The sequence below is a fragment of the Actinomadura keratinilytica genome (assembly GCF_039539665.1).
Lineage (GTDB): Bacteria > Actinomycetota > Actinomycetes > Streptosporangiales > Streptosporangiaceae > Spirillospora > Spirillospora keratinilytica.
In genome coordinates, this window is the sequence record NZ_BAABDO010000009.1 from 39,724 (window position 1) to 66,292 (window position 26,569).

24 protein-coding genes and 1 tRNA gene are annotated in these 26,569 nt (G+C 72.1%); 22 read left to right on the forward strand and 3 right to left on the reverse strand.

The features are described from left to right. Positions 1 to 20: 20 nt before the first annotated feature. Positions 21 to 2,258, reverse strand: a complete 2,238-nt coding sequence (locus tag ABD879_RS05095; protein ID WP_345017899.1) for a glycoside hydrolase domain-containing protein — start codon at positions 2,256 to 2,258, stop codon at positions 21 to 23. 227 nt (positions 2,259 to 2,485) lie between these two features. Beyond that, positions 2,486 to 2,743, reverse strand: coding sequence for a hypothetical protein (locus ABD879_RS05100; protein ID WP_345017901.1), 258 nt, complete (start codon positions 2,741 to 2,743; stop codon positions 2,486 to 2,488). 307 nt (positions 2,744 to 3,050) lie between these two features. On the opposite strand from ABD879_RS05100, the gene ABD879_RS05105 reads away from it, so the two are divergent. Together ABD879_RS05105 and ABD879_RS05110 are read left to right on the forward strand one after the other, a co-directional pair. Beyond that, complete coding sequence (locus ABD879_RS05105) at positions 3,051 to 4,070, forward strand: hypothetical protein (RefSeq protein WP_345017903.1); 1,020 nt, start codon at positions 3,051 to 3,053, stop codon at positions 4,068 to 4,070. A 446-nt stretch (positions 4,071 to 4,516) separates the two neighbouring features. Then, on the forward strand, positions 4,517 to 4,801 hold the full coding sequence (locus tag ABD879_RS05110; RefSeq protein WP_345017904.1) for a hypothetical protein: 285 nt from the start codon (positions 4,517 to 4,519) through the stop codon (positions 4,799 to 4,801). Between the two features lie 401 nt (positions 4,802 to 5,202). Here ABD879_RS05110 and ABD879_RS05115 read toward each other — a convergent pair. Continuing rightward, positions 5,203 to 5,274, reverse strand: a tRNA-Arg gene (locus tag ABD879_RS05115). Between the two features lie 121 nt (positions 5,275 to 5,395). On the opposite strand from ABD879_RS05115, the gene ABD879_RS05120 reads away from it, so the two are divergent. The 20 genes from ABD879_RS05120 (at position 5,396) to ABD879_RS05220 (ending at position 26,550) form a co-directional block, all read left to right on the forward strand. Next, positions 5,396 to 5,758: a response regulator transcription factor gene (locus ABD879_RS05120; RefSeq protein ID WP_345018031.1), complete on the forward strand. Its 363-nt coding sequence runs from the start codon at positions 5,396 to 5,398 to the stop codon at positions 5,756 to 5,758. Between the two features lie 21 nt (positions 5,759 to 5,779). After that, the gene (locus ABD879_RS05125) at positions 5,780 to 6,463 is read left to right on the forward strand and encodes a DALR anticodon-binding domain-containing protein (RefSeq protein ID WP_345017906.1); all 684 of its coding nucleotides are present in this window, start codon (positions 5,780 to 5,782) and stop codon (positions 6,461 to 6,463) included. Further along, positions 6,460 to 7,851, forward strand: a complete 1,392-nt coding sequence (gene lysA / locus ABD879_RS05130) for a diaminopimelate decarboxylase (RefSeq protein WP_345017908.1) — start codon at positions 6,460 to 6,462, stop codon at positions 7,849 to 7,851. The genes ABD879_RS05125 and lysA overlap by 4 nt, the downstream gene beginning before the upstream one ends. A 32-nt stretch (positions 7,852 to 7,883) precedes the next feature. Further along, positions 7,884 to 9,170 carry a homoserine dehydrogenase gene (locus ABD879_RS05135; protein ID WP_345018033.1) on the forward strand — a complete coding sequence of 429 codons (1,287 nt, stop codon included), beginning with the start codon at positions 7,884 to 7,886 and terminating at the stop codon, positions 9,168 to 9,170. Positions 9,171 to 9,292: 122 nt separating this feature from the next. Beyond that, positions 9,293 to 10,360, forward strand: coding sequence for a threonine synthase (gene thrC / locus ABD879_RS05140; RefSeq protein WP_345017910.1), 1,068 nt, complete (start codon positions 9,293 to 9,295; stop codon positions 10,358 to 10,360). 47 nt (positions 10,361 to 10,407) lie between these two features. After that, a complete protein-coding gene (thrB, locus tag ABD879_RS05145; RefSeq protein WP_345017912.1) occupies positions 10,408 to 11,343 on the forward strand; it encodes a homoserine kinase in 936 nt (311 codons plus the stop codon). A gap of 490 nt (positions 11,344 to 11,833) precedes the next feature. Beyond that, entirely contained in the window at positions 11,834 to 13,786 is a 1,953-nt protein-coding gene (gene rho, locus ABD879_RS05150) for a transcription termination factor Rho (protein WP_345017914.1), read from the forward strand. A 266-nt stretch (positions 13,787 to 14,052) separates the two neighbouring features. Continuing rightward, entirely contained in the window at positions 14,053 to 15,360 is a 1,308-nt protein-coding gene (locus ABD879_RS05155) for a sensor histidine kinase (RefSeq protein ID WP_345018035.1), read from the forward strand. A 44-nt stretch (positions 15,361 to 15,404) separates the two neighbouring features. Continuing rightward, positions 15,405 to 16,055, forward strand: coding sequence for a response regulator transcription factor (locus tag ABD879_RS05160; protein WP_345017916.1), 651 nt, complete (start codon positions 15,405 to 15,407; stop codon positions 16,053 to 16,055). A 209-nt stretch (positions 16,056 to 16,264) separates the two neighbouring features. Beyond that, on the forward strand, positions 16,265 to 16,489 hold the full coding sequence (gene rpmE, locus ABD879_RS05165) for a 50S ribosomal protein L31 (RefSeq protein WP_345017918.1): 225 nt from the start codon (positions 16,265 to 16,267) through the stop codon (positions 16,487 to 16,489). A 232-nt stretch (positions 16,490 to 16,721) separates the two neighbouring features. After that, the gene (prfA, locus tag ABD879_RS05170; protein WP_345017920.1) at positions 16,722 to 17,807 is read left to right on the forward strand and encodes a peptide chain release factor 1; all 1,086 of its coding nucleotides are present in this window, start codon (positions 16,722 to 16,724) and stop codon (positions 17,805 to 17,807) included. Next, a complete protein-coding gene (gene prmC / locus ABD879_RS05175; protein WP_345017921.1) occupies positions 17,804 to 18,664 on the forward strand; it encodes a peptide chain release factor N(5)-glutamine methyltransferase in 861 nt (286 codons plus the stop codon). Before prfA ends, prmC begins: the two co-directional genes overlap by 4 nt. 1,713 nt (positions 18,665 to 20,377) lie before the next feature. Further along, positions 20,378 to 21,595 carry a DUF2207 domain-containing protein gene (locus tag ABD879_RS05185; protein ID WP_345017924.1) on the forward strand — a complete coding sequence of 406 codons (1,218 nt, stop codon included), beginning with the start codon at positions 20,378 to 20,380 and terminating at the stop codon, positions 21,593 to 21,595. A gap of 15 nt (positions 21,596 to 21,610) precedes the next feature. Further along, positions 21,611 to 22,771: a glycosyltransferase family 4 protein gene (locus ABD879_RS05190; protein WP_345017925.1), complete on the forward strand. Its 1,161-nt coding sequence runs from the start codon at positions 21,611 to 21,613 to the stop codon at positions 22,769 to 22,771. 320 nt (positions 22,772 to 23,091) lie between these two features. Beyond that, positions 23,092 to 23,520: a Cg1360 family ATP-synthase-associated protein gene (locus ABD879_RS05195; RefSeq protein WP_345017926.1), complete on the forward strand. Its 429-nt coding sequence runs from the start codon at positions 23,092 to 23,094 to the stop codon at positions 23,518 to 23,520. A gap of 81 nt (positions 23,521 to 23,601) precedes the next feature. After that, positions 23,602 to 23,829: an AtpZ/AtpI family protein gene (locus ABD879_RS05200; protein ID WP_345017927.1), complete on the forward strand. Its 228-nt coding sequence runs from the start codon at positions 23,602 to 23,604 to the stop codon at positions 23,827 to 23,829. 154 nt (positions 23,830 to 23,983) lie between these two features. Next, positions 23,984 to 24,784 (forward strand): F0F1 ATP synthase subunit A, encoded by an 801-nt coding sequence (gene atpB / locus ABD879_RS05205; protein ID WP_345017929.1) that lies wholly within the window; start codon positions 23,984 to 23,986, stop codon positions 24,782 to 24,784. Between the two features lie 115 nt (positions 24,785 to 24,899). Further along, on the forward strand, positions 24,900 to 25,124 hold the full coding sequence (gene atpE, locus ABD879_RS05210) for an ATP synthase F0 subunit C (protein WP_285495131.1): 225 nt from the start codon (positions 24,900 to 24,902) through the stop codon (positions 25,122 to 25,124). Between the two features lie 38 nt (positions 25,125 to 25,162). After that, positions 25,163 to 25,735 carry a F0F1 ATP synthase subunit B gene (locus tag ABD879_RS05215; RefSeq protein ID WP_345017933.1) on the forward strand — a complete coding sequence of 191 codons (573 nt, stop codon included), beginning with the start codon at positions 25,163 to 25,165 and terminating at the stop codon, positions 25,733 to 25,735. Beyond that, positions 25,732 to 26,550 carry a F0F1 ATP synthase subunit delta gene (locus ABD879_RS05220; RefSeq protein ID WP_345017935.1) on the forward strand — a complete coding sequence of 273 codons (819 nt, stop codon included), beginning with the start codon at positions 25,732 to 25,734 and terminating at the stop codon, positions 26,548 to 26,550. The genes ABD879_RS05215 and ABD879_RS05220 overlap by 4 nt, the downstream gene beginning before the upstream one ends. Positions 26,551 to 26,569 lie beyond the last annotated feature (19 nt).

Here is a 26,569-nt window from a genome sequence, read left to right on the forward strand (position 1 = left end):
GTCCGGGTTCCTGACCCCGGTCAGCCGCGGAGCGGGGCGTTGTACTTCTCGAAGATCAGGTAGAAGTCGCGGGCGCGCCGTCCGTAGGCGGCCGCATCCGAGCCGGTGCCGTTGTACCGCGCCAGGACGTCCGCCGTTTCCGCGGCGTTGTAGCGCAGCGGGGAGGTCTTGACGCCGACCAGGTGCGCGGCGTGGACGAGCACCAGCGGCACGGTGCTCACGTTGTAGTCGTCGTCGTCCCGCAGGCGCTTCCAGACCCGCCACATGACATGCCAGTCGTTGCCGTCCAGCCGGGGTTCGCTGATGAGGTGCACGTCGACGGCATGGTTGCGGGCCGCGATGGCCGTCCCCGCGAAGATCTGGGCCACGCCGGTGCTGGCGTCCTTCTTCGACACGGTCGGCGCCGGCGGCGGGGGGCCGACGGGGTTCTTCTCCCATTCCTCGTACGCCTCCAGGTACTGGTAGTAGGCGGCGACGGCGAGGTCGGCGACCGGGTCGCCGATGTCGGCGTGGTACTCCCAGAAGACCACGGTCTGGATGAGGGACTTGCGCATCCGGAAGGCGCGGCTGAGGCCGGTGATCAGCGCATCCATGTCCTGCAGCTTGCGGACGCACGTCCGCGTGCTGCGCAGGCGTCCGCCGCCTTCGAGGCCGTGGGACTCCATGTAGGCGAGGAGTTCGCGGAAGAGCCGGTCGCCCTGCGACCAGTCGAACGCGACGTCCAGCCGGTCGGCCGCCGGACGCGGGGCGAACCGCGTCTGGCCGGGGTCGCGGCCGGAGGCGATGTCGTTGTCGATCTCGATGCGGCCGGCGTCCCTGCCGACCCAGATCGTGGAGATCTGGTCGAAGGCCCAGTTCTTCGGCAGCGGGAACCCCAGGTTGCCGCTGTAGCCGACCGACATGTCCGACACGAAGCTGGAGACCGTCAGCCCCGCCGCGGCGAGGCGGCTGCACACGTTCCGGGGCGCGTAGACGCCGACGGAATAGGGGCCGCCGTAGTTCGCCATGCGCGCCGCGAGGGCCCGGAAGTAGGGGATGACGCGGCTGGTGACCTCCTCGTCGACGGCGTCGTAGTCGACCGCGAAGTAGATGGTGGTGCCGCGCTGGAAGCCGTGCTCCTGGGCGGCGTCGACCGCGGCCTGGGCGTCGTGGGCGCCCTGGTGCGGGGTGAAGTAGTCGCGGTCGCCGCCGTTGGTCTGGTAGATGGGGAACACCGAGAGCCCCGCCGCGGTGATCGTGTCGAGTTCGCCCGGCTGGATCTTCTTGTTCCTGGCCTTCGGGCCGGGTGCGTTGCACAGGTACCGGCCCACGGTGGTGTAGCCCTCGGCGCGCAGCGCCCGCGCGCGGGCGGCGGTGATCTCGGTGATGCAGTCGCAGGCGGTGCCGCGGCGGGTCGGGTCGCCGGTGCTGACGAGCAGCGAAGCCCAGGTGCGGAAGTCCCCGGTTCCGGTGGCCGGGAGCCGGACGAACCGCTGGAAGTCCGCCACCGTGCGCGCCACGGCGCCGGTGTAGCGGCCGTCGAACGGCGTCCGCCAGCCGTTGAAGATCATGGCGGCCTGGAAGAGGTGCACGAACCGCCTGCCGGTGTCGGCGGAGCCGACGCCGAGAACGGCCTGCTGCCTGATGCCCGCCTGGGTGCCCGGCCCGAAGCGTCCGTTCGCGACGTCGTCGGACATGCCGAGCTCGAACTGGATCGCCAGGAGCAGGGCCTTCTGGACGTCCCGGGAGAAGTGGCCGTCGCACGGCGTGATGAAGAAGTCGCGGCGGCCCGTGTAGCGTCCGTTGAGCCACTGCTGGATGGAACGGACCTGGTCCGAGCCGCCTCTGACCGGGACGTAGGCGTCCATGGTGAGCAGCGCCTTGCACACCTTCGGCGTCACTCCGTCGCCCGGGTACACGCCGGCGACGCCCATGTGCTGCTTCAGCTCGGCGACCGCGGCGGACACCCGCGCGTTGTAGACGCCGTCGATCTCCCCGCCGTCGTACCCCTTGCAGTACAGGGCGGACTGGACGATGCGGCAGACGTTGCCGTGCCGGGTGTTGCCGTCGATGACCGGGAACCGGGCCTGCAGGCCGGCCAGGGGGGCCGGGCCGAACCCGTCGGACAGCTCGGTGAGGCCCAGTTCGTACTGCAGCGCCCGGGTGAGCGCGTGCATCACCGTCCAGCCCGTCCTGCCGGTCACCTCGATCTTCGGGATGCCGGGGACGTTGTAGGAGTTGACGAACCGCTGCGCCCGCTCCACCATCGCGTCGGCCATGATCGCTCCCTTGACCGATCGAGTGATCAGAAAATGCGGTGTGCGCATCGCCGATCCGCGGTGGGGCGGCCGAGCGGCGCGGTGCCGCCACCCGCTTCGGCGTGCCGGCCTTCCGCTGCCGAGCCGGAATCGGCCCGGTCGCCGCACTGCCGCGGACCCACCGCGGTCCGCCGAGCGGCTTCGCCCGGCGGCGCGGGCTCGGCCGTGAACCGAGCCCGCGCCGTGCGTCACGGCCGAAGCACCCACAGCACCCACTGGAGCTTTCCCGGGCGGCACTGGAACCTGCTCCAGTCCCCGCGTTCCACGCCCTGGTGGCCCGTGGAGACGCAGCCGTCGTAGGTCCAGTACTTCCCTTCGATCTCCCAGCCCATGATGGGCGCCTGGGCCGCGGGGGCCGAGGCGGCCTGCGCGGGAGGGGCGGCGAGCGTGAGCGACGCGACGGAGGCGGCCGTGAGCATCACGGCGGCCGGAAGGCGTGGTCGCATCTCGGTCTCTCCTTGTGGATTCCGGTCGCGGTGCACCGGATGCGCACCGCCGTCGGGAGCCGGCGCCGCGTGACCGGCGGCCGACCGGCGCCCGGAGACGAGGAAAGCCCGCCGCGCGGGTGTCCACCAGGGCGGTGGACAGGCTCGGCCGCCTTCGTCCGAGCCGCGGCCGGGAGCGGACGGCAGGCGGCGAGAACCCGACCACAAGTGGACACGTACGGTCACCGTTCGGACACTGTCGGACAGGATCGGATGGGATAATCGGCGGCGGGGTCGGCACCACCTTCGAGCGCAGAGGTCCGGCGTGATGATGAGCGGTGATCCACAAGCCCGGGCGGCGCGCCGGCCCGAGCTGGACTCGGTGACGAGCGGAGACGAGCTGGCGAGACTGCTGGCCGAGCAGTACGCGCGGGCCGATGCGTCGCTGCGGGAGCTGGAGCTGCGGGCGAGCAGGGCGGGCGGGGCCCGGCTGCCGCGGGCGACCTGCTCGGACATGCTCGCCGGCCGCAGGTTCCCCAAGAAGGCGGTGATGGTGGCGTTCCTGCGGGCGTGCCGGGTGCCCGAGGAGCAGATCCCCGACTGGGAGCGGGCATGGGAGCGGGTGAAGATCGCCCAGATGTCCGCCGCGCAGGCCGCCAGAATGCGGCTCGCCGAAGCGGACCGGGACGGGGCCGCCCCTCTGCGCCACTCCGGCGAACCCGAAGGCGGCGGCGCGGCGGCGCGCCGGAACACCGGGCCGCTCACGGGCGCACCCGCCGGCGGCCGCAGGCCCGCCTGGCGCCGCATCGCGGCATCGGTCGGGCTGGCCGCTGTCGCGGGGGTGGCCGCCGCCATCGCGTATTCGACGCTCATCGGCACCGGCGCCCCTCACCACCACACCCTGATCGACGACGGACGAGCGTTCGGCGGCGGCGGGTCGAGCCGCTTCACCGTGACCGTCGACCCGGCCCATACCGAGATACGGCTGACCCGCCGTCTCGACGCCGCCGTCGCGCGGCAGACCGCGACCGTCACCGTCGACGGGAGCCTGGCCGCGGTATGGCAACCCCTGCACGGGGAATCGCAGGGATGGAAAGAGCAGAGCGTCGTCCTTCCCGCTGCGCTGACCGCGGGACGCAGCCGGCTCACCATCACCAACACGTTCGTGTCCTCGGCGCTGGACTTCAACGAGTTCGCCTACTTCGTCGACCAGAAGGTCGGCGGCGCCTGGTCCCGCGCCGACACCGTCGACATCGGCCCGAACCATCCCGACAGCGAAGCCGCGCATCGCTACCGCATCGCCAACCAGACCTGGTACGGAACGCGCCATCTCCGCCACCTGAAATGAATCCGCCCCCGCGATGCGTCCGGCCCGGGATGGGCTCGCCATTTCGACCGCTCCAACACTCCGAAAGAACGCGGTGCGGCCATTCGGCCTCACCATTCCGCTGATCACCAAACCGGTGGTCGGCGCGTTCGGCTGAGGAACTCCGAGGCCGGCACGAGTGCCGAATCCGCACCGGCCTCAGAAGACGGCCGCGCCCCGCCGATCGGGGCCGGCGGGCTCCTGCTCGCCATGCGCTGCAGGGGACGAGCCGCCGCTGCGGCAGACCGCCGGACCTCTCCTGGTCTCGCTCAACCGCCCACTTCCGGGCCCGATGGCACGGACCTGCGGATATGCGCGAGGCCGCGGGCCGCGGGCGCGGCCTGCGGGACGATCCGTTTTCATGGTGACTGCAAGAACGGCCGGCCGAGCGGTGGGAGCGCACGGTGACCTTGGACGATTTTCGGGCCGTGTACGAGCGGCACGTCGGATATGTCGCGTCGGGCGACGTGCGGGCGGCATTGGCGGACATGGTGCGGGAGAACATTCCCGCGGTGTTCGAGGGCGTGCGGGTGCCGGGGAAAGGGGCGGTCGAGGGATTCGAGATCAGGAGCGTGCGCGCCGAAGGAGACCGCCGGATCGGCGAGACCGTGTACCGGACCCCTGACGGGCCGATCGGCCTGCGGTCGATTTGGGAATTGCGGGACGGGGAGTGGAAGGCCGCCGGACTGGAGAACTTCCCCCCGCAGGAATGACGCCGACTCGCGGCGGCGTAACAGTCCTCCGCGCTGTGGCAGGTCCTGGACCGAGCGCGGACGACGGCGCAGGCGAGGTCACCCACTCACATAAGTGCTGTGACTTCCGTCACAAACATCTTTCGGGGAGGGTGATCGCGGGTGTTCCGGTGTGTGCGGCCGAGTGGGCGGGACGCGGCGTTGGCGTCCTGCCGAAGAGCTACGCCGAGTGCATCCACGGCCTGGTCCCGCAAGCGCGGGCCTCCCGCCGCGACCTTCGGTGACCGGCACGAACACGGCCCCGGCTCCGCGAAGGTCGCGCGACCCGCGGCGGCGTCCATGGCGCATCGGCGCATGCACGCGAAAACCCCGGCGACAGGCGTTGCGCCTGGCCGACCGGGGTCTTGGCTGGTCGCCTCGAGTGCCCCCTGCAGGATTCGAACCTGCGCACACGGCTCCGGAGGCCGTTGCTCTATCCCCTGAGCTAAGGGGGCGGGCGTTCGCTGCGAGAAAAGGCTACCAGGATCGGCGGGCCGGCGCGCACCTCGTTTGTTCGCCGTGCGCGGGCGGGCGGGGTCGACTACCTTCGTGGCCGTGACCGAGCCACTGGGACGCGTGCTGGTCGTGGACGACGATGAGGTGATACGCCAGCTCATCGCCGTGAACCTGCAGTTGGAGGGGTTCGAGGTCGCGACGGCCGTGGACGGGCAGGACTGCCTGGACAAGGTGCGCGAGGTCGGGCCGGATGTGATCACGCTGGACGTGATGATGCCGCGGCTGGACGGATGGGTGACCGCGGTGCGGCTGCGGCAGGATCCGGCGACGAGCCACATCAAGGTCGTGATGATCACAGCGCGGGCGCAGGAGCACGATGTGCGGCGGGGGGAGGAGATCGGCGTGGACGCCTACGTGGCCAAGCCGTTCGACCCCAACCACCTGATCCAGACCGTGCGGAAGCTGGCGGCAGTGTCCAAATAGTGGTCGGATAGTCTCACGAGGGTGACTCCAGCCGATGTGTGCGGTGCCCTCGCGGCCGCCGCCGGGGCCGAGCCCGGCGAGGTGGCGCTCAGGTGCGTGGGGCCGGGCCTGTACGCCAGCCCGGTGGCCCTGCGCAGGGGCCTTTCGGCGCGGGTCGTCGCCGAGCGGGTCGCGGCGTCCGCCGGGGTCGCCGAGGTCCGGGTCGACGGGGGGTTTGTCACGGTCCGGGTCGAGCGGCCCGGGGATCTGCTGACCTGGCTGGTGGAGACGGCCCCCGAGCCGTCCCCGCGGCGGCGGGCCTCCGCCGCGCCCGTGTGGCCGGAGTGGCCGAGGACGTTCGACAATCCCGGGTTCTGCGTGCGGTACGCCTACGCGCGGGCGGCCGCTGTGCGCAGGCAGGCCGGGGATCTGGGGGTGGACGCGGGGGAGCCCGTGGGGTTGGACACCGAGGAGGAACTCCGGCTGATCGGGGTGCTGGGCGAGTTCCCCTCGCGCATGGGGCAAGGATCCCGGCCTCTGAGGCGTTATCTGGAACGGCTGGCCGAGGCGTACCACGACGTCCACGAGCGGTGTCCGGCGCTGCCGAAGGGCGCGGAGAAACCCGGGGCGGTGCACGCGGCCCGGGTCACGTTGGCGGAGGCCACGCGCATCGCCCTCGGCAGTTGCCTGAACACGATCGGTGAGACCCCTAGAGAGCGGATATGAGCAGAGTGCACCCCGCGGGACCGAGGCACGCCGACGTCCTGCCCGAAGAACACCCGCTGCCTCCGGCGGAGGACCTGAACGCGCTGGAGCCCCAGATCTGGCCGCGCAGCGCCAGGCGTGAGAACGGCGTGCTGCACGTGGGCGGGGTGGACGTACGGGAGCTGGCGGAACGGTTCGGGACGCCCCTGTACGTCTACGACGAGGAGGACGTGCGGGCGCGCGCACGCGAGTACGCGGCCGCCTTCCACGACGGAGACGTGCACTACGCGGGCAAGGCGTTCCTGTGCACGGCCGTCGCGCGCTGGCTCAACGAGGAGGGGCTCGGACTGGACGTGTGCACCGGGGGCGAGCTCGCCGTCGCGCTGGCGGCGGGCTTCCCGGTGGAACGCATCACCCTCCACGGCAGCAACAAGTCCATGGCGGAGCTGGAGAAGGCCCTGGACGTGGGGGTCGGACGCATCGTCATCGACTCGTTCGAGGAGATCGCGCGGCTGGGGTACCTGGCCGAGGAGCGCGGTGTCCGGCCCAAGGTGATGGTGAGGGTCACCACAGGTGTCGAGGCCCACACCCACGAGTTCATCGCCACGGCCCACGACGACCAGAAGTTCGGGTTCTCCCGGAACACGGGGGCCGCGCTGGAGGCCGTCCGCAGAGTCCTGGCGCTGAGCCGGCTGGAGCTGGTGGGCCTGCACTCTCATATCGGGTCGCAAATCTTTGACACGGACGGCTTTGAGGTGGCCGCGCACCGGCTGGCCGAACTGCTGGTGCAGATCCGCGACGAGCACGGCCTGGAACTGCCCGAGCTGGACCTGGGCGGCGGCTACGGAATCGCCTATGTCACCGGGGACGAGCCGCACGATCCCAAGGCGATCGCCGACTCGCTCCGGACCATCGTGTCGCGCGAATGCCGGGCGTATGGCCTGGCCATGCCGCGACTCACCGTGGAGCCCGGCCGGGCGATCGTGGGTCCGGGTGGCGTTACCCTGTACGAGGTCGGCACCGTCAAGGATGTGGAGGGGCTGCGCACCTACGTCTCGGTGGACGGGGGGATGAGCGACAACCTCCGCACCGCCCTGTACGGCGCCGAGTACACCTGTACGCTGGCCAGCCGCTCGTCCGATGCGGCCCCGATGCTCAGCAGACTTGTCGGCAAGCACTGCGAGAGCGGCGACATCGTCGTGCGAGACCTGTGGCTGCCCGAAGATCTTTCGGCGGGCGACCTGGTGGCGGTCGCGGCCACCGGTGCGTACTGTCGATCAATGGCCAGTAACTACAACCACGTTCCCCGGCCCGCCGTGGTGGCGGTGCGCGACGGGGAGGCGCGGGTCATCGTCCGCCGGGAGACCGACGAGGACCTGCTGCGGCTTGATGCGGAGGTAGGAGTGTGAAACCTGGGCGGGGGACGCCTCGGCGGCTGAGGGTGGCGCTGCTCGGCTGCGGCGTCGTCGGCACCGAGGTGGTGCGGCTGCTGCGCGACCAGGCCGACGACCTGGCCGCACGGGTCGGCGCACCGCTGGAGCTGGCCGGGATCGCGGTGCGGCGGCCGGACCGGGTCCGCCAGGGCGTGGACCCCGCGCTGCTGACCACCGACGCCCACGCCCTGGTCACCCGGGACGACGTGGACATCGTCATCGAGGTGATCGGCGGCATCGAGCCCGCCCGCTCGCTGCTGCTGGAGGCGATGAAGTCCGGCAAGTCGGTGATCACCGCGAACAAGGCGCTGCTGGCCGAGGACGGCGCGACGCTGTTCGCCGCCGCCCGCGAGTACGGGGCGGACCTGTACTACGAGGCGTCGGTGGCCGGGGCGATCCCGCTGCTGCGGCCGCTGCGCGAGTCGCTGGTCGGCGACCACGTGCACCGGGTGCTGGGCATCGTCAACGGCACCACCAACTACATCCTCGACCAGATGGACACGCACGGCGCCGGGTTCAACGAGGCGCTGCAGGAGGCGCAGGCGCTCGGATACGCCGAGGCCGACCCGACCGCCGACGTCGAGGGGTTCGACGCGGCGGCCAAGGCGGCGATCCTGGCGCAGCTGGCCTTCCACACCCCGGTGTCCGCCGCCGACGTGCACCGCGAGGGCATCACGGAGGTCACCAGCGCCGATGTGGCCGGGGCCAAGGCGATGGACAGCGTGGTCAAACTGCTGGCCATCTGCGAGCGGATCCCCTCGCCCGACGGGCGCAACGGGCGCGGCGTGTCGGTCCGGGTGTACCCGGCGATGATCCCCCGGTCGCACCCGCTGGCCAGCGTCCGCGAGGCCTACAACGCGGTGTTCGTCGAGGCCGAGTCGGCCGGCTCGCTGATGTTCTACGGCGCCGGCGCGGGCGGCGCGCCCACCGCCTCGGCGGTGCTCGGCGACCTGGTGGCGGTGGCCCGCAACCTGGTGGGCGGCGCGTCCGGCCCGGTCGAGGTGACCTACGCCAGCCTGCCGGTGCTGCCGATGGGCGAGACCGTCACCCGCTACTACATCCAGCTGGACGTGGCCGACCAGGCGGGCGTGCTCGCCACGGTCGCCGAGGAGTTCGCCCGGCACGGCGTGTCGATCCAGGCGGTGCGGCAGGTCGGATTCGGCGACGACGCCCAGCTCGTCGTGGTGACGCACCGCGCGCCGGACGCCGCGCTGTCGGCGACCGTGCGGGGGCTGCGCGGCCTCGACATCGTCCGCGAGGTCTCCAGCGTCATGCGCGTCGAGGCCGACGAGTAGCCGACGGGAAGCCGACGGGAAGCCGACGGGCGGCCGGGCGGGAGACCCGCCCGGGTACGCCGCCCCGGCCCGCCCGGGGCTCTAGAATCTGCGCAGCAGCGCAGGTCATCCAAGGAGCGACAGTGAACGCGACCGCCCGCGCGTGGCGCGGCTTGATCGAGGAGTACCGCGACCGGCTCCCGGTGTCGGACCGGACCCCGGTGATCACCCTGCGGGAGGGGGGCACGCCGCTGGTGCCCGCCCCGCGGGTCTCCCGGCTGACCGGCTGCGAGGTCCACCTGAAGGTGGAGGGCGCCAACCCCACCGGGTCGTTCAAGGACCGCGGCATGACGGTGGCGATCAGCAAGGCCGCCGAGGAGGGCGCCAAGGCGGTGATCTGCGCGTCCACCGGCAACACCTCCGCCTCCGCGGCCGCCTACGCGGTGCGCGCGGGGATGACGTGCGCGGTGCTGGTCCCGCAGGGCAAGATCGCCATGGGCAAGCTGGCGCAGGCGCTGGTGCACGGCGCGCGGCTGCTGCAGGTGGACGGCAACTTCGACGACTGCCTGGAGCTGGCCCGCAAGCTCGCCGTGGACTACCCGGTGGCGCTGGTCAACTCGGTCAACCCGTTCCGCCTGCAGGGCCAGAAGACCGCCGCGTTCGAGATCGTGGACGCGCTCGGCGACGCGCCCGACGTGCACTGCCTGCCGGTCGGCAACGCCGGCAACATCTCCGCCTACTGGATGGGCTACAAGGAGTACGCGGCCGACGGGGTGGCGTCGAAGACGCCGCGCATGCTGGGCTTCCAGGCCAGCGGGGCGGCGCCGTTCGTGCGGGGCGGGCCGGTGGCCAAGCCGTCGACGATCGCCACCGCGATCCGCATCGGCAACCCCGCCTCGTGGGACCTGGCGGTCGCCGCGCGCGACGAGTCGGGCGGCGCGATCGACGCCGTCACCGACCGCCAGATCCTGGCCGCCTACCGGCTGCTGGCCCGCGAGGAGGGCGTGTTCGTCGAGCCCGCCTCGGCGGCGAGCGTGGCGGGCGTGCTGCAGGCCGCCGAACAGGGGGTCCTGCCGCGCGGGTCGCGGGTCGTGTGCACCGTGACCGGCAACGGCCTCAAGGACCCCGACTGGGCCATCTCCGGGGCGCCCGCCCCCACCACGGTCAAGGTGGACGCCCACGCGGCCGCGTCCGCGCTGGGCCTGGCGTGAGCCGCCGCGGGGGCGCCGCAGACCCGCCGGGTCCGGTGCGGGTCCGGGTGCCCGCCACCAGCGCCAACCTCGGCCCGGGGTTCGACTCGCTCGGCCTGGCCCTGACGCTGTACGACGACGTCGAGGTGGACGTCGACTTCGCCGGCGCCCGCTTCACCGGCCTGTCCATCGAGGTGGCCGGCGAGGGCGCCGAGGTCGCCGAACGGGGCGAGCGGCACCTGATCGTCGCCACGCTGCGCCGGGCGTTCGAGGCCATCGACGCGCTCGCGCCCGCCGCCACCGGGACCGAGTGGGCCGGGCTGCGGCTGCGCTGCGTCAACCGCATCCCGCACAGCCGCGGCCTGGGCTCGTCGTCGGCCGCGATCGTCGCGGGCATCGTCGCGGCGCGTCATCTGCACCCGCACGGGCGGGTGCTCGACGACGACGCGGCGCTGCGGCTGGCCACCGAGATCGAGGGGCATCCCGACAACGTCGCGCCGTGCCTGGCGGGCGGCCTGACGGTCGCGTGGACGACCCCGCAGGGCCCCCGCCTGGTGCGGCTCGCCCCCGAGGTCGGGCAGGTCGTGGCGTTCGTCCCGGAGACGCGGCTGGCCACCGAGCGCGCGCGGGGGCTGCTGCCGGAGACCGTGCCGCACGCCGACGCCGCCGCCAACGCGGCCCGCGCCGCCCTGCTCGTCGCCGCGCTCACCCGCGGGCTCGGCCCCGAGGTGCTGCTGGACGCGACCGAGGACCGTCTGCACCAGAGATACCGGGCCCCCGCCATGCCGGAATCGGCCGCGTTGGTGGAAAAGCTGCGCGCCAAGGGCGTGCCCGCGGTGATTTCCGGGGCAGGACCTACTGTCCTGGCCTTCACAACCGCATCACAAGTTGATTCGATGGGCCCGGAAGTGGGTAATGGGTGGCACATACACCCGCTGGACGTTGCCCCCCATGGCGCGTGCGTTCAGTCCGATGGTTCCGACGGTCCCGGCATCCGGTCCTGAGCTCAGGGCCTGGGAGAACCGGTTCCCGACGTGCTGACGGGCGGCACGCCGTGCGCAGGGGGAAGGGGGCTGTGCGGCGCTCCGGCCGGGTGCAACGATCCGCCTAGGTAAAATGCGAAGACATCGACCTCTGGGGAATAGCAGTGCGCCCTGGTGATGTTAGGCTGATTGCCGCACCAGATGCCCCGTTCGGGGCCGTGTGCTTGTCAGCCACGCGTCACCTGTTCGGCCGTTCGGTCGTGTCGGTCCCGCGTACTAGGCTTCCCGCAACCGTGACATCCCGTTGTCAGCCGTTCCAGCGATACTACGGACGTGGCGGTACCGGGGACGACGCGCGAACCGCCCCGACCATCATCTGGCTGTGCCCAGAAAACGCAGATCGCGGCCCCATCGTGATCCGCGGAGCCCGACTCGGCGCCCCCGCCGGGCCGCACCACCGGGTTGCCTGGCCGACCGCCGGCCTACACCCGCTCCCTGGGAAGGACCCTTAGTGAGCGAATCCAGCGAACTCCTTACGGACGCAACGAGCAAGGCGCCTGCCGACGAGGCCGCCGAGGCCAGCGAGCAGCGTGCCACCCCCCGGCGTCGCCGGTCCGGCACCGGCCTTTCGGCCATGGTGCTGCCCGAGCTCAAGGCGCTCGCGTCCAGCCTCGGCATCACCGGCACCACCGGGATGCGCAAGAGCCAGCTCATCGCCGCCATCCAGGAGAAGCAGGGCGGCGCCCAGGTGGAGGGCTCGGCCGGGGGCGAGCAGGGAGCCGCTGCCACCACCAAGACCGAGCGTCCGCGCCGCACCCGTTCGGCGGCCAAGCGCGACGCCGCCGAGGGTCAGGTGACCATCGCCGAGGCCGTTCCGGCCGCCGACAAGGCCGCCGAGGACGGCAAGACCGCCGAGAAGGCCGCCGACAAGGCCGCCGACAAGAGCGAGAAGACCGACAAGACCGCCGAGAAGTCCGAGCGCACCCAGTCCAAGGGCGAGGGCAGGGGCGACCGCGACGCCGAGCGGCCCGCCGCGGCGCAGAGCGGCAAGTCCGAGGGCGCCAAGTCCGAGGGCGACGCCCGCGCCGAGGAGGGCGAGGCCCAGGGCGGACGCGAGGGCGGCCGGGACGGCGCCCGCGACGGCGGCCGCCAGCGCGGCCGCAACGGCCGCGACCAGCAGGGGCGGCAGCGCGGCGGCCAGGGCTCGGGCCAGTCCTCCGACGACGACGGCGACGGCGGCGGCCGCGGCCGGCGGGGCCGCCGGTTCCGCGAGCGCAACCGCGGCCGGGGCCGCGGCGACCGCTACGAGGAGCCGGTGATCAACGAGGACGACGTCCTCATCCCCGTCGCCGGGATCCTGGACATCCTCGACAACTACGCCTTCATCCGCACCACCGGCTACCTGGCCGGGCCCAACGACGTGTACGTCTCGCTGGCCCAGGTCCGCAAGAACGGCATGCGCAAGGGCGACGTCATCACCGGCGCCGTGCGCCAGCCGCGGGAGGGCGAGCGGCGCGAGAAGTTCAACGCGCTGGTCCGGGTCGACACCATCAACGGGATGGAGCCCGAGCAGGCCAAGAACCGCGTCGAGTTCTCCAAGCTGACGCCGCTGTACCCGCAGGACCGGCTGCGCCTGGAGACCGAGCCGAACGTGCTCACCACGCGGATCATCGACCTGGTGTCGCCGATCGGCAAGGGGCAGCGCGGCCTGATCGTCTCGCCGCCCAAGGCCGGCAAGACCATGGTGCTGCAGGCGATCGCCAACGCGATCACCAAGAACAACCCCGAGTGCCACCTGATGGTGGTGCTGGTGGACGAGCGGCCCGAAGAGGTCACCGACATGCAGCGGTCGGTGAAGGGCGAGGTCATCCACTCGACCTTCGACCGCCCCGCCGAGGACCACACCACGGTCGCCGAGCTGGCCATCGAACGTGCCAAGCGGCTGGTGGAGCTGGGCCACGACGTGGTCGTGCTGCTCGACTCGATCACCCGCCTGGGCCGGGCGTACAACCTGGCCGCGCCCGCGTCGGGCCGCATCCTGTCCGGTGGTGTGGACTCCACCGCGCTGTACCCGCCCAAGCGGTTCTTCGGCGCGGCCCGCAACATCGAGAACGGCGGCTCGCTGACCATCCTCGCCACCGCGCTGGTGGAGACCGGGTCCCGCATGGACGAGGTCATCTTCGAGGAGTTCAAGGGCACCGGCAACATGGAGCTCAAGCTCAACCGGCAGCTCGCCGACAAGCGGATCTTCCCCGCGGTGGACGTGGACGCGTCCGGCACCCGCAAGGAGGAGATCCTCATGGCGCCGGAGGAGCTGCGCGTGGTCTGGCAGCTGCGCCGCGTGCTGCACGCCCTGGACACCCAGCAGGCGCTGGAGCTCCTCATCGAGAAGATGAAGGAGACCAAGTCCAACGCCGAGTTCCTGCTGCAGGTCCAGCAGACCACGGTCGCCGACTCCCGGTGACCTTCCGCCGGGGGTGGTGCGCCGCGGCACCGCCGGCCCGTGCGTGACGGCGGTCGTCGCGACGCTCGCGACGACCGCTCGTCTGTTATGCGTCTTTCGCCGGTTTCCGGACGTCCGCTCGTCGGCATGACCCCCGGCCCTCGTTCCCGGGCGGGGTGGGGATATCCCCACCCCGCAGTCGGCGGCGGGCACCATGGCCCCGCGCGGGCGGCACCGGCAGGCTGAGTTCGTACGGCGGACCCGGCACGGAGGTCGATGTGGGCGAGATGAAGGGCGGCGGGGCCTCGATCCTCGAGCTGCCGTGGCGACCGGTGGCCATGGCGCGGTCCTGGCTGCTCTGGCGGTCGGCGGTGTTCCAGGCGGCCGGTTTCGCGCTCGGGCTCGCCTGGCTGATCGGGCTGACGGTGGGGATGGCGGTGTCGTCCGCACTGGTGATCATCTGGGTGGGCATCCCGATGCTGGCCGCGATGATGGTGCTGTGGCGGCTGGCGGCGATGCTGGAGCGGACGCTCGCGCGCCTGGCGTTCGGCGTGGACGTCCCCACCCCCTACCGGCCGCTGCCCCCCGGCCGCAACCCGCTGACCAAGCTAAAGGTCATGGCCGGCGACCCGGCGACCTGGAAGGACCTGCTCTTTCTGGTCCTGCGCTTCCCGCTGTCGCTGGTGGAGTTCGCCGCCGCGGTCGCGATGTGGACGGCGACCGGCACGTTCCTGTTCCTGCCGCTGATCACGGCGGTCACGCCCGGCGGGGACGAGGTCAGCCTCGGGGCGGTGTCGTTCTGGGTGGGCAACCCGATCGGCGCGCTGCCCGCCGTCCCGGTCGGCCTGGGGCTGCTCGTCCTCAGCCTGTACGCCACGCGCGTCATCGCGATCGGGCACGCGCTGCTGGCCCGGGCGCTGCTCGGCCCCAGCGCCTCGCAGGCGGAGAACCGCGAGCTGCGGGCCCGCACCGAGCGGCTGCGGGCCAGCCGGGCCCGCGGGGTGGACGCCGCCGAGGCCGAACGCCGCCGCATCGAGCGCGACCTGCACGACGGCGCGCAGCAGCGGCTGCTGGCGGTCGCCATGGACATCGGCCGGGCCCGCGCCAAGCTCGACGACGACCCCGAGGGGGCGCGGGCGCTGATCGAGCAGGCGCACGCGGGCACCAAGGAGGCGATCACCGAGCTGCGCGACCTGGCCCGCGGCATCTACCCGGCGATCCTCACCGACCGCGGCCTGGACGCGGCGATCTCCGGGCTGGCCGGACGCGCCCGCGTGCCCGTCGAGGTGAGTGTGGACCTGCCCGAGCGCCCGCCCGCCGCGGTGGAGAGCATCGCCTACTTCATCGTCGCCGAGTGTCTGACGAACATCACCAAGTACGCCCGGGCGACCCGTGCCACGGTCCGGGTGGCCCGCGAGGACTCCTGGGTGGTCGTGGAGGTCACCGACAACGGGGTCGGCGGGGCGGTGGCGCACCCGGGCGGCGGGCTGTCCGGCCTGGCCGACCGCGCCGCCACCATCGACGGGATGCTGGTCGTCGACAGCCCGCCCGGCGGCCCCACCGTCATCCGCGCGGACCTGCCCTGCACCTGGTAGTGGCCCGTCCGGTGGATGCGGACGGGGCCGCGATAATCGAGGGCATGCGGGTGGTGATCGCCGAGGACTCGGTGCTGCTGCGGGAGGGGCTCGTCCGGCTGCTGGCCGACGCCGGGATCGAGACGGCCGCCACGGTGGGGGACGGGCCCGGCCTGCTCGACGCGGTGGACGAACACGAACCCGACCTGGCCATCGTGGACGTGCGGATGCCGCCGTCGTTCACCGACGAGGGCCTGCGCGCCGCGCTGGCCGTCCGGGAACGCCGCCCCGGCACGCCCATCCTGGTGCTGTCGCAGTACGTGGAGGAGCGCTACGCCACCGACCTGATCGGCGGCGGCGCCGAGGGCGTGGGCTACCTGCTCAAGGAGCGGGTGGCCGACGTGGCCGACTTCATCGACGCGGTGCGCCGCATCGCCGTCGGCGGCACCGTCATCGACCCCGAGGTGATCGGCCAGCTCCTCGGCCGCCGCCGCACCGGCGACCCGCTGGCCGCCCTCACCCCGCGCGAACGCGAGGTGCTCGCGCTGATGGCCCAGGGCCGCTCCAACGGGGCGATCGCCGAGGAGCTCGTCGTCACCGAGGGCGCCGTGGAGAAGCACATCTCCAACATCTTCATGAAGCTGAACCTGCAGCCCGCCCAGGGCGGCCACCGCCGCGTGATGGCCGTCCTCACCTACCTGGGCCGCAACACGTGACCGTGCGGGGGCGCCCCTGACGCGCGCCGCCGGTGGAGCGGGCGGTCTTGGGGAATGCCGGGTGACCTCGGCACGTTCGGGTATCTGGCACACTTGGAGTGCGACCGCTGCGGTACCGGTTCACGCCTCCCCCGTGCGCTCCCCGCCCTGGTGGGAACGCAAGGCAGGCGATGGGAAGCGCCCGGCGACCGCCCTGAGCGAGGAGAACCATGAAGCCCGACATCCACCCGAAGTACGTCGTCACCACCGTGACGTGCACGTGCGGTAACACGTTCGAGACCCGCAGCACCGCCGAGAACGGCGTGATCCACGCCGACGTGTGCTCCAGCTGCCACCCGTTCTACACGGGCAAGCAGAAGATCCTGGACACCGGCGGCCGCGTCGCGCGCTTCGAGCAGCGGTTCGGCAAGAAGGCGGGCCGCAAGCAGGGGTGAGCGCGGCGACCGAGACCGGCCCGGGGACGACGCGCGTCCTCGGGCCGTTCGGAGTCCGCCGCCGGAGCCCCACCGCTCCACCAGACCGACCCCGGCCGGACCCGCGGCCGGGACCGACCCAGCCACCCCGGCCGACCTCCCGGCCCCGATCGACGTTCCGGCCCCGGCCGTCCCGCGGGCCCCGCCGGTCCGCCGGCCCGAAGGCCGCCACCAGGCCGGAGACGACGACACCGTGAAGATCGACGATCTCATCCGCGAATACGCCGACATCGAGGGCAGGCTCGCCGATCCGAGCGTGCACGCCGACCCGGCGCTGGCCCGCCGGCTGGGCCGCCGCTACGCCGAACTCCGGCCGGTCGTCGAGACCCAGCGGGAGATCACCGCGATCGAGGACGACCTGGCCGCCGCCCGCGAGCTGGCCGGCGAGGACCCCGCGTTCGCCGCCGAGGCCGAGGAGCTGGAGCGCAGGCGGGACGAGCTGGCCGAGCGGCTGCGCCGCCTGCTGCTGCCGCGCGACCCCAACGACGGCAAGGACGTCATCCTGGAGATCAAGGCGGGCGAGGGCGGCGAGGAGTCGGCCCTGTTCGCCGGGGACCTGCTGCGGATGTACCTGCGCTACGCCGAGCGGTCCGGCTGGAAGACCGAGATCATCGACTCCCACCCCTCCGACCTCGGCGGCTACAAGGACGTGACCGTCGCGGTGAAGTCGCGCCCCGGCCAGGAGGAGGGGGTGTGGACGCGGCTGAAGTACGAGGGCGGCGTGCACCGCGTGCAGCGGGTGCCGGTCACCGAGTCGCAGGGCCGCATCCACACCAGCGCCGTCGGCGTGCTCGTCACCCCGGAGGCCGAGGAGGTCGAGGTCGAGATCGACCCCAACGACCTGCGGATCGACGTGTACCGCTCGTCCGGTCCGGGCGGGCAGAGCGTCAACACCACCGACTCGGCCGTGCGCATCACCCACCTGCCGACCGGCGTGGTGGTCTCCTGCCAGAACGAGAAGAGCCAGCTGCAGAACAAGGAGCAGGCGATGCGCATCCTGCGCTCGCGGCTGCTGGCGATGGCGCAGGAGGAGGCGGACGCGGCCGCGGCGGCCGAGCGCAAGAGCCAGGTCCGCACCGTCGACCGCTCCGAACGGGTGCGCACCTACAACTATCCGGAGAACCGGATCTCCGACCACCGGGTCGGCTACAAGGCGTACAACCTGGACCAGGTGCTGGACGGCGACCTGCACAACGTCACCCAGGCGCTGGTGGACGCCGACATGGCACGCAGACTGGCCGAGGCCGGACAGGCGCAAGAGGCGCAACCCACGTCATGAATCTGCTGCTCGACGAGGTCGCACGGGCGACCGTGCGGCTGGCCGACGCCGGGGCCGCATCGCCCCGCGCCGACGCCGAGGAGCTGGCCGCCGCCGTGCACGGGGTGCCGCGCGGCGAGCTGCACACCGTGCCCGACTCCGCGTTCGACGCCCGCTTCTGGGAGTACGTGGCGCGGCGCGAGGCGGGCGAGCCGCTGCAGCACATCACCGGCCGCGCGTTCTTCCGCTACCTGGAGCTGAAGGTCGGGCCGGGGGTGTTCATCCCGCGTCCGGAGACCGAGGTGATGGTCGGCTGGGCGCTGGAGACGCTGCGCGACATGGACGTGCGGGACCCCCTGGTGGTCGATCTGGGCACCGGCTCGGGCGCGATCGCGCTGTCCATCGCCCAGGAGGCGCCGCGGGCCCGCGTGCACGCCGTGGAGAAGGACCCCACCGCGTTCGTGCACGCCACCCGCAACGTGGAGGAGCTGGACGAGCGGGGCCGGGTGCGGCTGCACCTGGACGACTTCGCCACCGCGCTGGCCGAGCTGAACGGCACCGTCGATCTGGTGATCAGCAACCCGCCGTACATCCCGATGAGCGAGTGGGAGTACGTGCCCAGGGACGTGCGCGACCACGACCCGGCGGCGGCGCTGTGGGGCGGCGGCGACGACGGCCTGGACGCGATCCGCGTGGTGGAGCGCACGGCGCGGCGGCTGCTGCGGCCCGGCGGGTACGTGGCGGTCGAGCACAGCGACCGGCAGGGCAACGAGGTCTACTGGGTCTTCGCCGAGGAGAACGGCTGGCGGGACGTGCGCAACCGCCGCGACCTGACCGACCGCGACCGCTTCGTGACCGCGCGCCTGGGAACGGACTGAGGCGGCTTGCGGCGCCCGCCCGGGGCGGGGCCGGTGCGCGGCGCGGGCATGGAAGGATGGGCACCGTGAGCCGACGTTATGACTGCGCCGCCGACCCCATGGAGCGCACCCGGGGGATCGCCGAGGCGGTCTCGGCGGTCCGGCGCGGAGAGCTGATCGTGCTGCCCACCGACACCGTGTACGGCGTCGGTGCCGATGCCTTCACCCCGGCCGCCGTGACCGCTCTGCTGGACGCCAAGGAGTCGGAGGCCAGCGGTCTTAGGAAGACAACATCACTCACCAACTCCTTGGCTCACAGAACGACATGGCTACGATCCGACTTCTACGGGCAGGACCTCATCGACGAGTTCTGGCCGGGCGCCCTGACGATCGTGTGCCGCGCCAACCGGAACCTGGTGTGGGACCTGGGCGACACCAAGGGCACCGTGGCGGTGCGGATGCCGATGCACGACCTGGCGGTGGAGCTGCTCAAGGAGACCGGTCCGCTGGCGGTCAGCAGCGCCAACCTCAGCGGCCGTCCGGCGGCCCGCTCGGCCGACGAGGCCGAGAAGATGCTCGGCGACGCGGTGTCGGTGTACCTGGACGGCGGTCCGGCGGGCCTGGGCGAGGCGTCCACGATCATCGACCTCACCGGGCCGATCCCGCGGCTGCTGCGCGCCGGGGCGATCTCCGAGGACAAGATCCGCGCGGTGGTCGGCGTCCTGCTGACCGACGACAACGAGCGCGAGGACGAGCGCGAAGACGAGGACCACGACGAGCGGAAGGACGACGCGCGGGAGCCTTCCGTCTCGTTGGAAAAGCCGGCGGTCTCCGGGGAGAAGCCCGCCGGAACCGCTTCCGGGGAAGTCGCGGAAACCGGCGCGGAATCGGATGCGAAATCCGGTGCGGACAAGCCCGCGGAAGAGGCGGGCGATTCGGCCGGACCGTCCCTCAGAAAAGACGGGGCCAAGTAGTCGCCGACGCCTCGGAGAAGGCCCGGGGAACGCCCGGAGAAGGCTCGGGAAAAGGTCCGCTGGAACGTCCGATCGGCAGACCTTCTGACGGCTTGCGCACGTCGCGGCCGGCACGCGGTCGGGTGCGCGGCCGCATGCTCGCGCGTCTAGGCGACCGGTGACGCCGGCGCCGCGGATCCGACCGTTCTGCATGCGAAAAGGCAGGTCAGCGGCCTGCCGCCGGCGCGGAGGAGGTGCCCGGCGCCGGTGCGCCGCCGACCGCTCTCGGCGGTGCGCGACCGCGGCGCGGCGGCCGGGCCGTCCATCGTGATGCGTGCTGCCGTGATGCGTGCTGCGCCTCTGCTGCGCGTCCCGTCGGCCTCCACGCTCACGTAAGCCGCCCTCCTAGCGTTCCAGCTACCGGCCAGGGGGCCCGCGCCCCCACGACGGACCAGAGGCGGCAGGACGGCAGCCTGGCGCGGACGACGACCACTGCGGCGCGACGCGGCCCGGACGGGGGCGCGGCGGCTCTTCGCTCGGCGACGGAATTCGACCCCTGCGCACGCCATGGGCGGGTGCCGGAAATGACGGCCCGCCATTCCCTGAATTGGCGCGTTGAAACCGTCTGGTTCGTCACAGGACGCCCGCCGGACAGGCGACCGTACCGCCGCCGACATGGTCACGGCCGTGCACAGGACACGTAACCTGAACGGGACGGAACTGGAGACTTCGGGGAGTAATAGCCTCGTTACTGCGATCGTGTCGGCCGAGCGGTGAAATGATGCCAGACGTGCGTGGCCGGGTCCGGGCGCGGACGGTCGCCCTCGGTGCCCTTCCGGCGATCGTCGTCCTCGTGCTGCTCGCGCTGGCGCCCGCCGCCCCGGCGGCCGGGCGGGCGGCCGAGGAGGGCGGCGCGACCTGGGACGCGGGGCCCGAGCGGTTCGAGAGCATCCCGGCCTACGACGTCGTCCTGACGATCGCCAGCAACGGCGATCTGCACGTGCGGGAGACCATCACCTACGACTTCGCCCGGGGCGGCGAGCACGGAATCGTCCGGCGGCTGCCGTACCGGCGGGGCGACCGGCTGTTCGAGATCCGCGACGTGCGGACCAGCTCGTCCACCGGGGCCCCGGCGCGGGCGCGGACCCGCAGGCTGTGGCACGACCTGCTGATCACCGTCGGGGACGACGACCGCACCGTCCGGGGGCGGCAGGCGTACGTGATCGAGTACACGGTGTCGGGGGCGTTCACGCCGGGGGCCGTTCACGATGAGCTGAACTGGGACGTCCTCGGCACGTCCTGGGAGGTGCCGATCCGGGAGGCCGCCGTGCGCGTGGAGGCGCCGGTGGTGCTGCGCAAGGCGCGGTGCCGGTCCGGGACGGGCGAGGCCGTCACCGGCTGCCTGCGGGACCGCGACGGTCCGTACGCCATCGAGTTCACCCAGAGCGGCCTGCGCCCGCGCGAGAGCATGCGCGTCACGGTGCTGCTGCCCAAGGGCGCGATCACGGTGCCGCCGCCCCTCCGCGCCCGGCCGCACTGGGCGGTCACCTGGGCCGGCTCGGGGATGCTCCTGCTGGCCCTCGCCGGCATCGCGGCGGTCGCGGAAATCGGCCGGGCCGGGCGCACGGTGCCGGTGGACGGCGGCCGCGTGCTGCTGGCGTTCGGCGGCCTGCTGGTGGCCGCCGACGTGTCGCACGAGATCGCCCGGCACGGCGTGTGGGCGCTCTCGGCGGGCGACGCGAGCCTGGGCGGTGTCACGTTGGCCGTGGTCGGAACCGCTATCGTCTCCCTTCACCGGTTCCGGGTGCGGATCACGCACCGGGGGCCGGGCGAGAGGAATAGAGTTGGCGATGAACCGCCGGTGCGAACCGATCGCCTCCGGCGGCCGTCTGTTTTGTTGGTCAGGTCCGGCCGCATCGCCGCCGCCGACGTCACGCGAGGCTCCGAACCCGGGCGGCGGGCGCGACGTGCCGCGCAGCGGCGGCCAGGAGGCCGATGAGGGGAGGCGTGCGGCGTGCGGGAATACCTGCTGACGATCCTGATCGCCGCACTCGTGACCTACCTGCTCACCCCCGTCGTCCGCCGGTTCGCGGTGTGGTTCGGGGCGCAGGCGGCCCCCAGGGACCGCGACGTGCACGTCATCCCGACGCCCCGGCTGGGCGGCCTGGCGATGTTCGGCGGGATGGTGGCCGCGCTGGCCGCGGCCGGGGGGCTGCCCGCGATGCGCCGGGTGCTGGAGGACGGCGACGTCAACGTGCACCGGGCGCTGCTGCTGTCGGGCGGGCTGATCGTGCTGGTCGGCATCTTCGACGACCGGTGGGGCGTGGACGCGCTGACCAAGTTCGCCGGGCAGGTCGCGGCCGCCGGGATCTTCATCATGCAGGGCATCCAGCTGTACGTGATCCCGCTGCCCACCGGCACGTCGCTGTCGCTGCCCCCGGCCTACGGGGTGCCGCTGACGGTGTTCCTGGTCGTCGCGACGATCAACGCGGTGAACTTCATCGACGGGCTGGACGGCCTGGCCGCCGGGGTGGTGGGGATCGCCGCGCTGGCGCTGTTTTCCTACGCCTACCTGGTGGCGATCGACTTCAAGCTGATCACGCTGAGCGCGGCCACGCTGACCGCGGCGGTGCTGGTGGGCATGTGCGCGGGCTTCCTGCCGCACAACTTCAACCCGGCCCGGATCTTCATGGGCGACACCGGGTCGATGCTGATCGGGCTGCTGCTCAGCGCGTCCACGATCATGCTGACCGGAAACTTCGACCCGGCGGTCATCGGCACCTACCGGCTGTTCCCCTTCTACGTGCCGATCCTGCTGATCCCGGCGGTGGCGGCGGTGCCGTTCATCGACATGCTGCTGGCGGTGTGGCGGCGTACCAACCAGGGCAAGTCGCCCTTCGCCCCGGACAAGCAGCACCTGCACCACCGGCTGCTGGAGCTGGGCCACTCGCACCGCCGCGCGGTGCTGATCATGTACTTCTGGGTGGGGCTGCTGGCCTCCAGCCTGGTGACGCTGTCGTTCACCAACTCGGTGCCGCTGGTGGTGTCGGTGACCGGGGTCGTGGCGGTCGCCGGCGTGGTGGTGATGATCGGGGTGCCGCGGATGGTGCAGCGCAAGCAGGCGCGGCTCGCGTCCGGCGAGGCCGCCGCGGCCCGTCCCCGCCAGCCCGCCTGACCCGCGTCCGTCCGGGCCGGCGTCCCGGCCGCGCCATCGCCGACCTGGAGCGGTCCCAACAACTGGCCCGGACCGGCCGCACGGCGCGCATCGCGCAAGGTCGGACTCTGTCGGCACGGGTGAACACCAGGGGGCGCGCAGCCGCATCTGGACGTTCCAGTGCGAGACGTGGGCTACAGTCCGTGGTGCGCCGCGACCTCGGTGTGTGACCGCACGCGACGTCGCGTCGCTACGTACAGGGTAATTGTGGACGTTCCGGACGCTTGTGATACCTTTCACGAACAAGGGACGAACACATTACGTGACCAGCCGGAGCCCTCATGCAGTCTTCCGACGCCCGGATACTCCGCGGCGCCGCGATCCCGTCCGGCCTCGCCGGCCTCGCCGTCATCGCGGCGGCCGTGCCGCTGGCCGGGGCCAAGGGTGCGCTGGGCGCCGCGCTCGGTACCGTCGTCGTGCTCGCCTTCTTCACCATCAGCGTGGTCGCGGTGGGGTACGCCGCCCGCATCTCGCCGCAGATGATGTTCGCCGCCGCCATCTTCAGCTACCTGGGCAAGGTGCTGGCGATGCTGGTCCTGGTGGCCGTGCTGGACGGCGTCACGCTGTGGAACACCAAGGCGTTCGCCTGGTCGGTGATCGCACTGACCCTCGTGTGGGTCGTCGCCGAGGCGCGCGCCGCCCTGAAGAACAAGACGCTGTCCCTGGATCCCGCCGGGGCCGCCGGTGTCGCCCGTGACCGGAGCCCATGATGCACGTGCGGGCGATCTTGGCGGTACGGGACTACTCCAATATGACCACCCGGGGGGTCGCCTGCTATGGTCCGTGCTGCGATGAGCAAGGAGGGGCGACGGCCCGGTCCGGAGTCCGACTCGGACCATCGAGCCTTCACCAACGCCGCCTGGTCCATCCCCAGCTACCTGCTGAGCGGGATGGCGGTCTACGGCGGCCTGGGATGGCTGCTGGATCGCTGGCTGGGCACCTCGGCGCTGCTCCCCATCGGCGTCCTGGTGGGCCTTGCTCTAGCGCTCTACCTGGTCTACCACCGCTACGGTCGCTGACGGCGCCCACGGCGGAGTCGACCGCCGCCGACTGTGGACCTGCCGACCGTGGACCGGCCGACCGCGGCCACGTCCACCACGGGCATGGCACCGTCCTCGGGCACGCACGTGTAGTACTGACCGACCTGCGAGTCACTGACGAAGGGACTGCCGCGTGATAGCGCGACAACTCCTCGCCGCCGAGGGCGGAAACGAATTCCAGGCCCCGGGCACCGAGATCTTCGACTGGGGTCCCCTCTGGGACGGCGCCCCGTCGTGGCTGACCAAGCCGACGCTGATCGTCGCCCTGTCCGTGATCATTGTCTGTGGCTTCTTCTGGGCGGCCTTCAGCAAGCCCAAGCTCGTCCCCCGCGGCGTGCAGAACATCGGCGAGGTCGGCTACCTGTTCGTGCGCGACCAGGTCGCCCGGCCGATGATCGGCAAGGACGGCGACAAGTGGATGCCGTTCCTGCTGTCGACGTTCTTCTTCATCCTCGTGATGAACCTGATGGGCGTCATCCCGGTGATGCAGCTGCCCGCCCCGTCGCACATCGCGTTCGCGATCGTGCCGGCCGCGGTGGTGTACGTGCTGATGGTCTTCCTGAGCATCAAGCACCAGGGTCTGGGCGGCTGGTTCAAGAACATGATGTTCCCGCCCGGCCTGCCCGCGTGGCTGTACGTCATCCTGTCGCCGATCGAGCTGCTGTCGACCGTGATCCTGCGGCCGTTCACGCACGCGGTCCGGCTCTTCGCCAACATGTTCGCCGGCCACCTGCTGATCGCGTTCTTCGCCTCGGTCGGCTACTGGTTCCTGATCGAGAAGCTGACCCCGCTGGGGTCCGGCCTCGGCGTGCTCGGCTTCCTGATGACCGTCGTCATGACCGGCTTCGAGATCTTCGTGCAGGCGCTGCAGGCGTTCATCTTCACCCTGCTGGCCGCCTCCTACATCGGCGGCGCGCTGCACCCCGACCACTGACGCGGCCCGCCGCGGCAGGTACCGACGACCCCCGCGACACCGCACAGACTTCGCAACCGCAACCGGCAAGAGCTCCGGTGGGGAGCCCCACCGGCCGACTGAAAAGGGAAAGAGAATGGGCGTTCTCGCCGAAGTGACCGGCAACGTTGGCTCTATCGCGTACGGTCTGGCCGCCATCGGCCCGGGTATCGGCGTGGGCATCATCTTCGGCCAGGGTGTGCAGGCCATCGCCCGCCAGCCGGAGCTGTACAACACCATCCGCCAGAACATGCTGCTGGGCTTCGCCCTCACCGAGGCGCTCGCCCTCATCGGTTTCGTCGTGCCGTTCGTGCACAGCTGAAGCCTCCTGACCCGTACTGACAGGAAGGCGGAACCCTCATGAGCAACCTGCTGGCGGCCGCCGCCGTGGCGGCCGAGGAGGGCGGGCACGGCAACCCGCTGCTGCCGCACGCCTCCGAGCTGGTGTTCGGCACGATCTCCTTCGCGATCGTGCTGATCCTCGTCGGCTGGAAGCTGGTCCCGCAGATCCAGAAGACCCTCGAGGAGCGCACCGACGCGATCGAGGGCGGCCTCAAGCGCGCCGAGGAGGTGCAGCAGGAGGCCAAGGAGACGCTGGAGGCCTACAAGCGCCAGCTCGCCGAGGCGCGGCACGACGCCGCCCGGCTCCGCGAGGAGGCCAAGGAGCAGGGCGCGCGGATCATCGCCGAGATGCGCGAGGAGGCCCAGGCCGAGGCGCGCCGCATCGTCGAGGCCGCGCACGCCCAGATCGAGGCCGACCGGCAGCAGGCGCTCCAGCAGCTGCGGGCCGAGATCGGGGCGCTGTCGGTGGAGCTGGCCGGCCGCGTGGTGGGCGAGTCCCTTGAGGACAGCGCCCGGCAGAGCCGCGTGGTCGACCGGTTCCTGGCCGAGCTGGAGGAGCGCACCCGCACCCAGGAGCGGATCTCGTCATGACCATCACGGGAGCGGTGAGCAGGGCCTCGCTGGCCGAGGTGCGCGAGCGGCTGGAGGCGGTCCTGCCCTCGGCGGACCTCACGGCGCTGGGCGGCGACCTGTTCGCCGTGCTGCAGCTGATCGACCGCGAGCACGGGCTGCGCCGGGCGCTGTCGGACCCGGCGCGCGACGGGGCCGACAAGGCTCGGCTGATGCACGTGCTGCTGGAGGGCAAGATCTCGCCGGCCGCGCTGGACCTGGTGGCCGACACCGTGCGGCTGCGCTGGTCCAGCCCCTCGGAGCTGTCGGACGCCATCGAGGTCCTGGCGGTCACCGCCCAGGCCGCGCGCGCCGAGGCCGAGGGGAACCTGGACGACCTGGAGGACGAGCTGTTCCGGTTCTCCCGGGTCATCGAGGGCGAGCCGCAGCTGCGCGCCGCGCTCTCCGGTCCCGCGCTGCCCGACGACCGCAAGCAGGGGCTGGTCGCCTCGCTGCTGGAAGGCAAGGTGACCGCGGCCACGCTGGCGCTGGTCACCGAGCTGGTGCTGCGCCCGCGGGGCCGTAGCCTGGAAGGCGGGCTGGCCGAATACGGCCGGCTCGTCGCCCAGCGGCGGCAGCGCCTGGTGGCGCTGGTGCGCACCCCGGTGGAGCTGTCGGAGGAACAGCGGACCCGGCTGGCCGCGGTGCTCGCCGCGGCCTACGGGCACGAGGTACATCTGAACATCGAGATCGATCCCGGGACGATCGGCGGCCTGTCGATCCAGATCGGGGACGAGATCATCGACGGCACGATCGCCGGGCGCCTGGACGACGTGCGCCGGCGGCTCGCGAGCTGAGCACGACCACCCCACCACA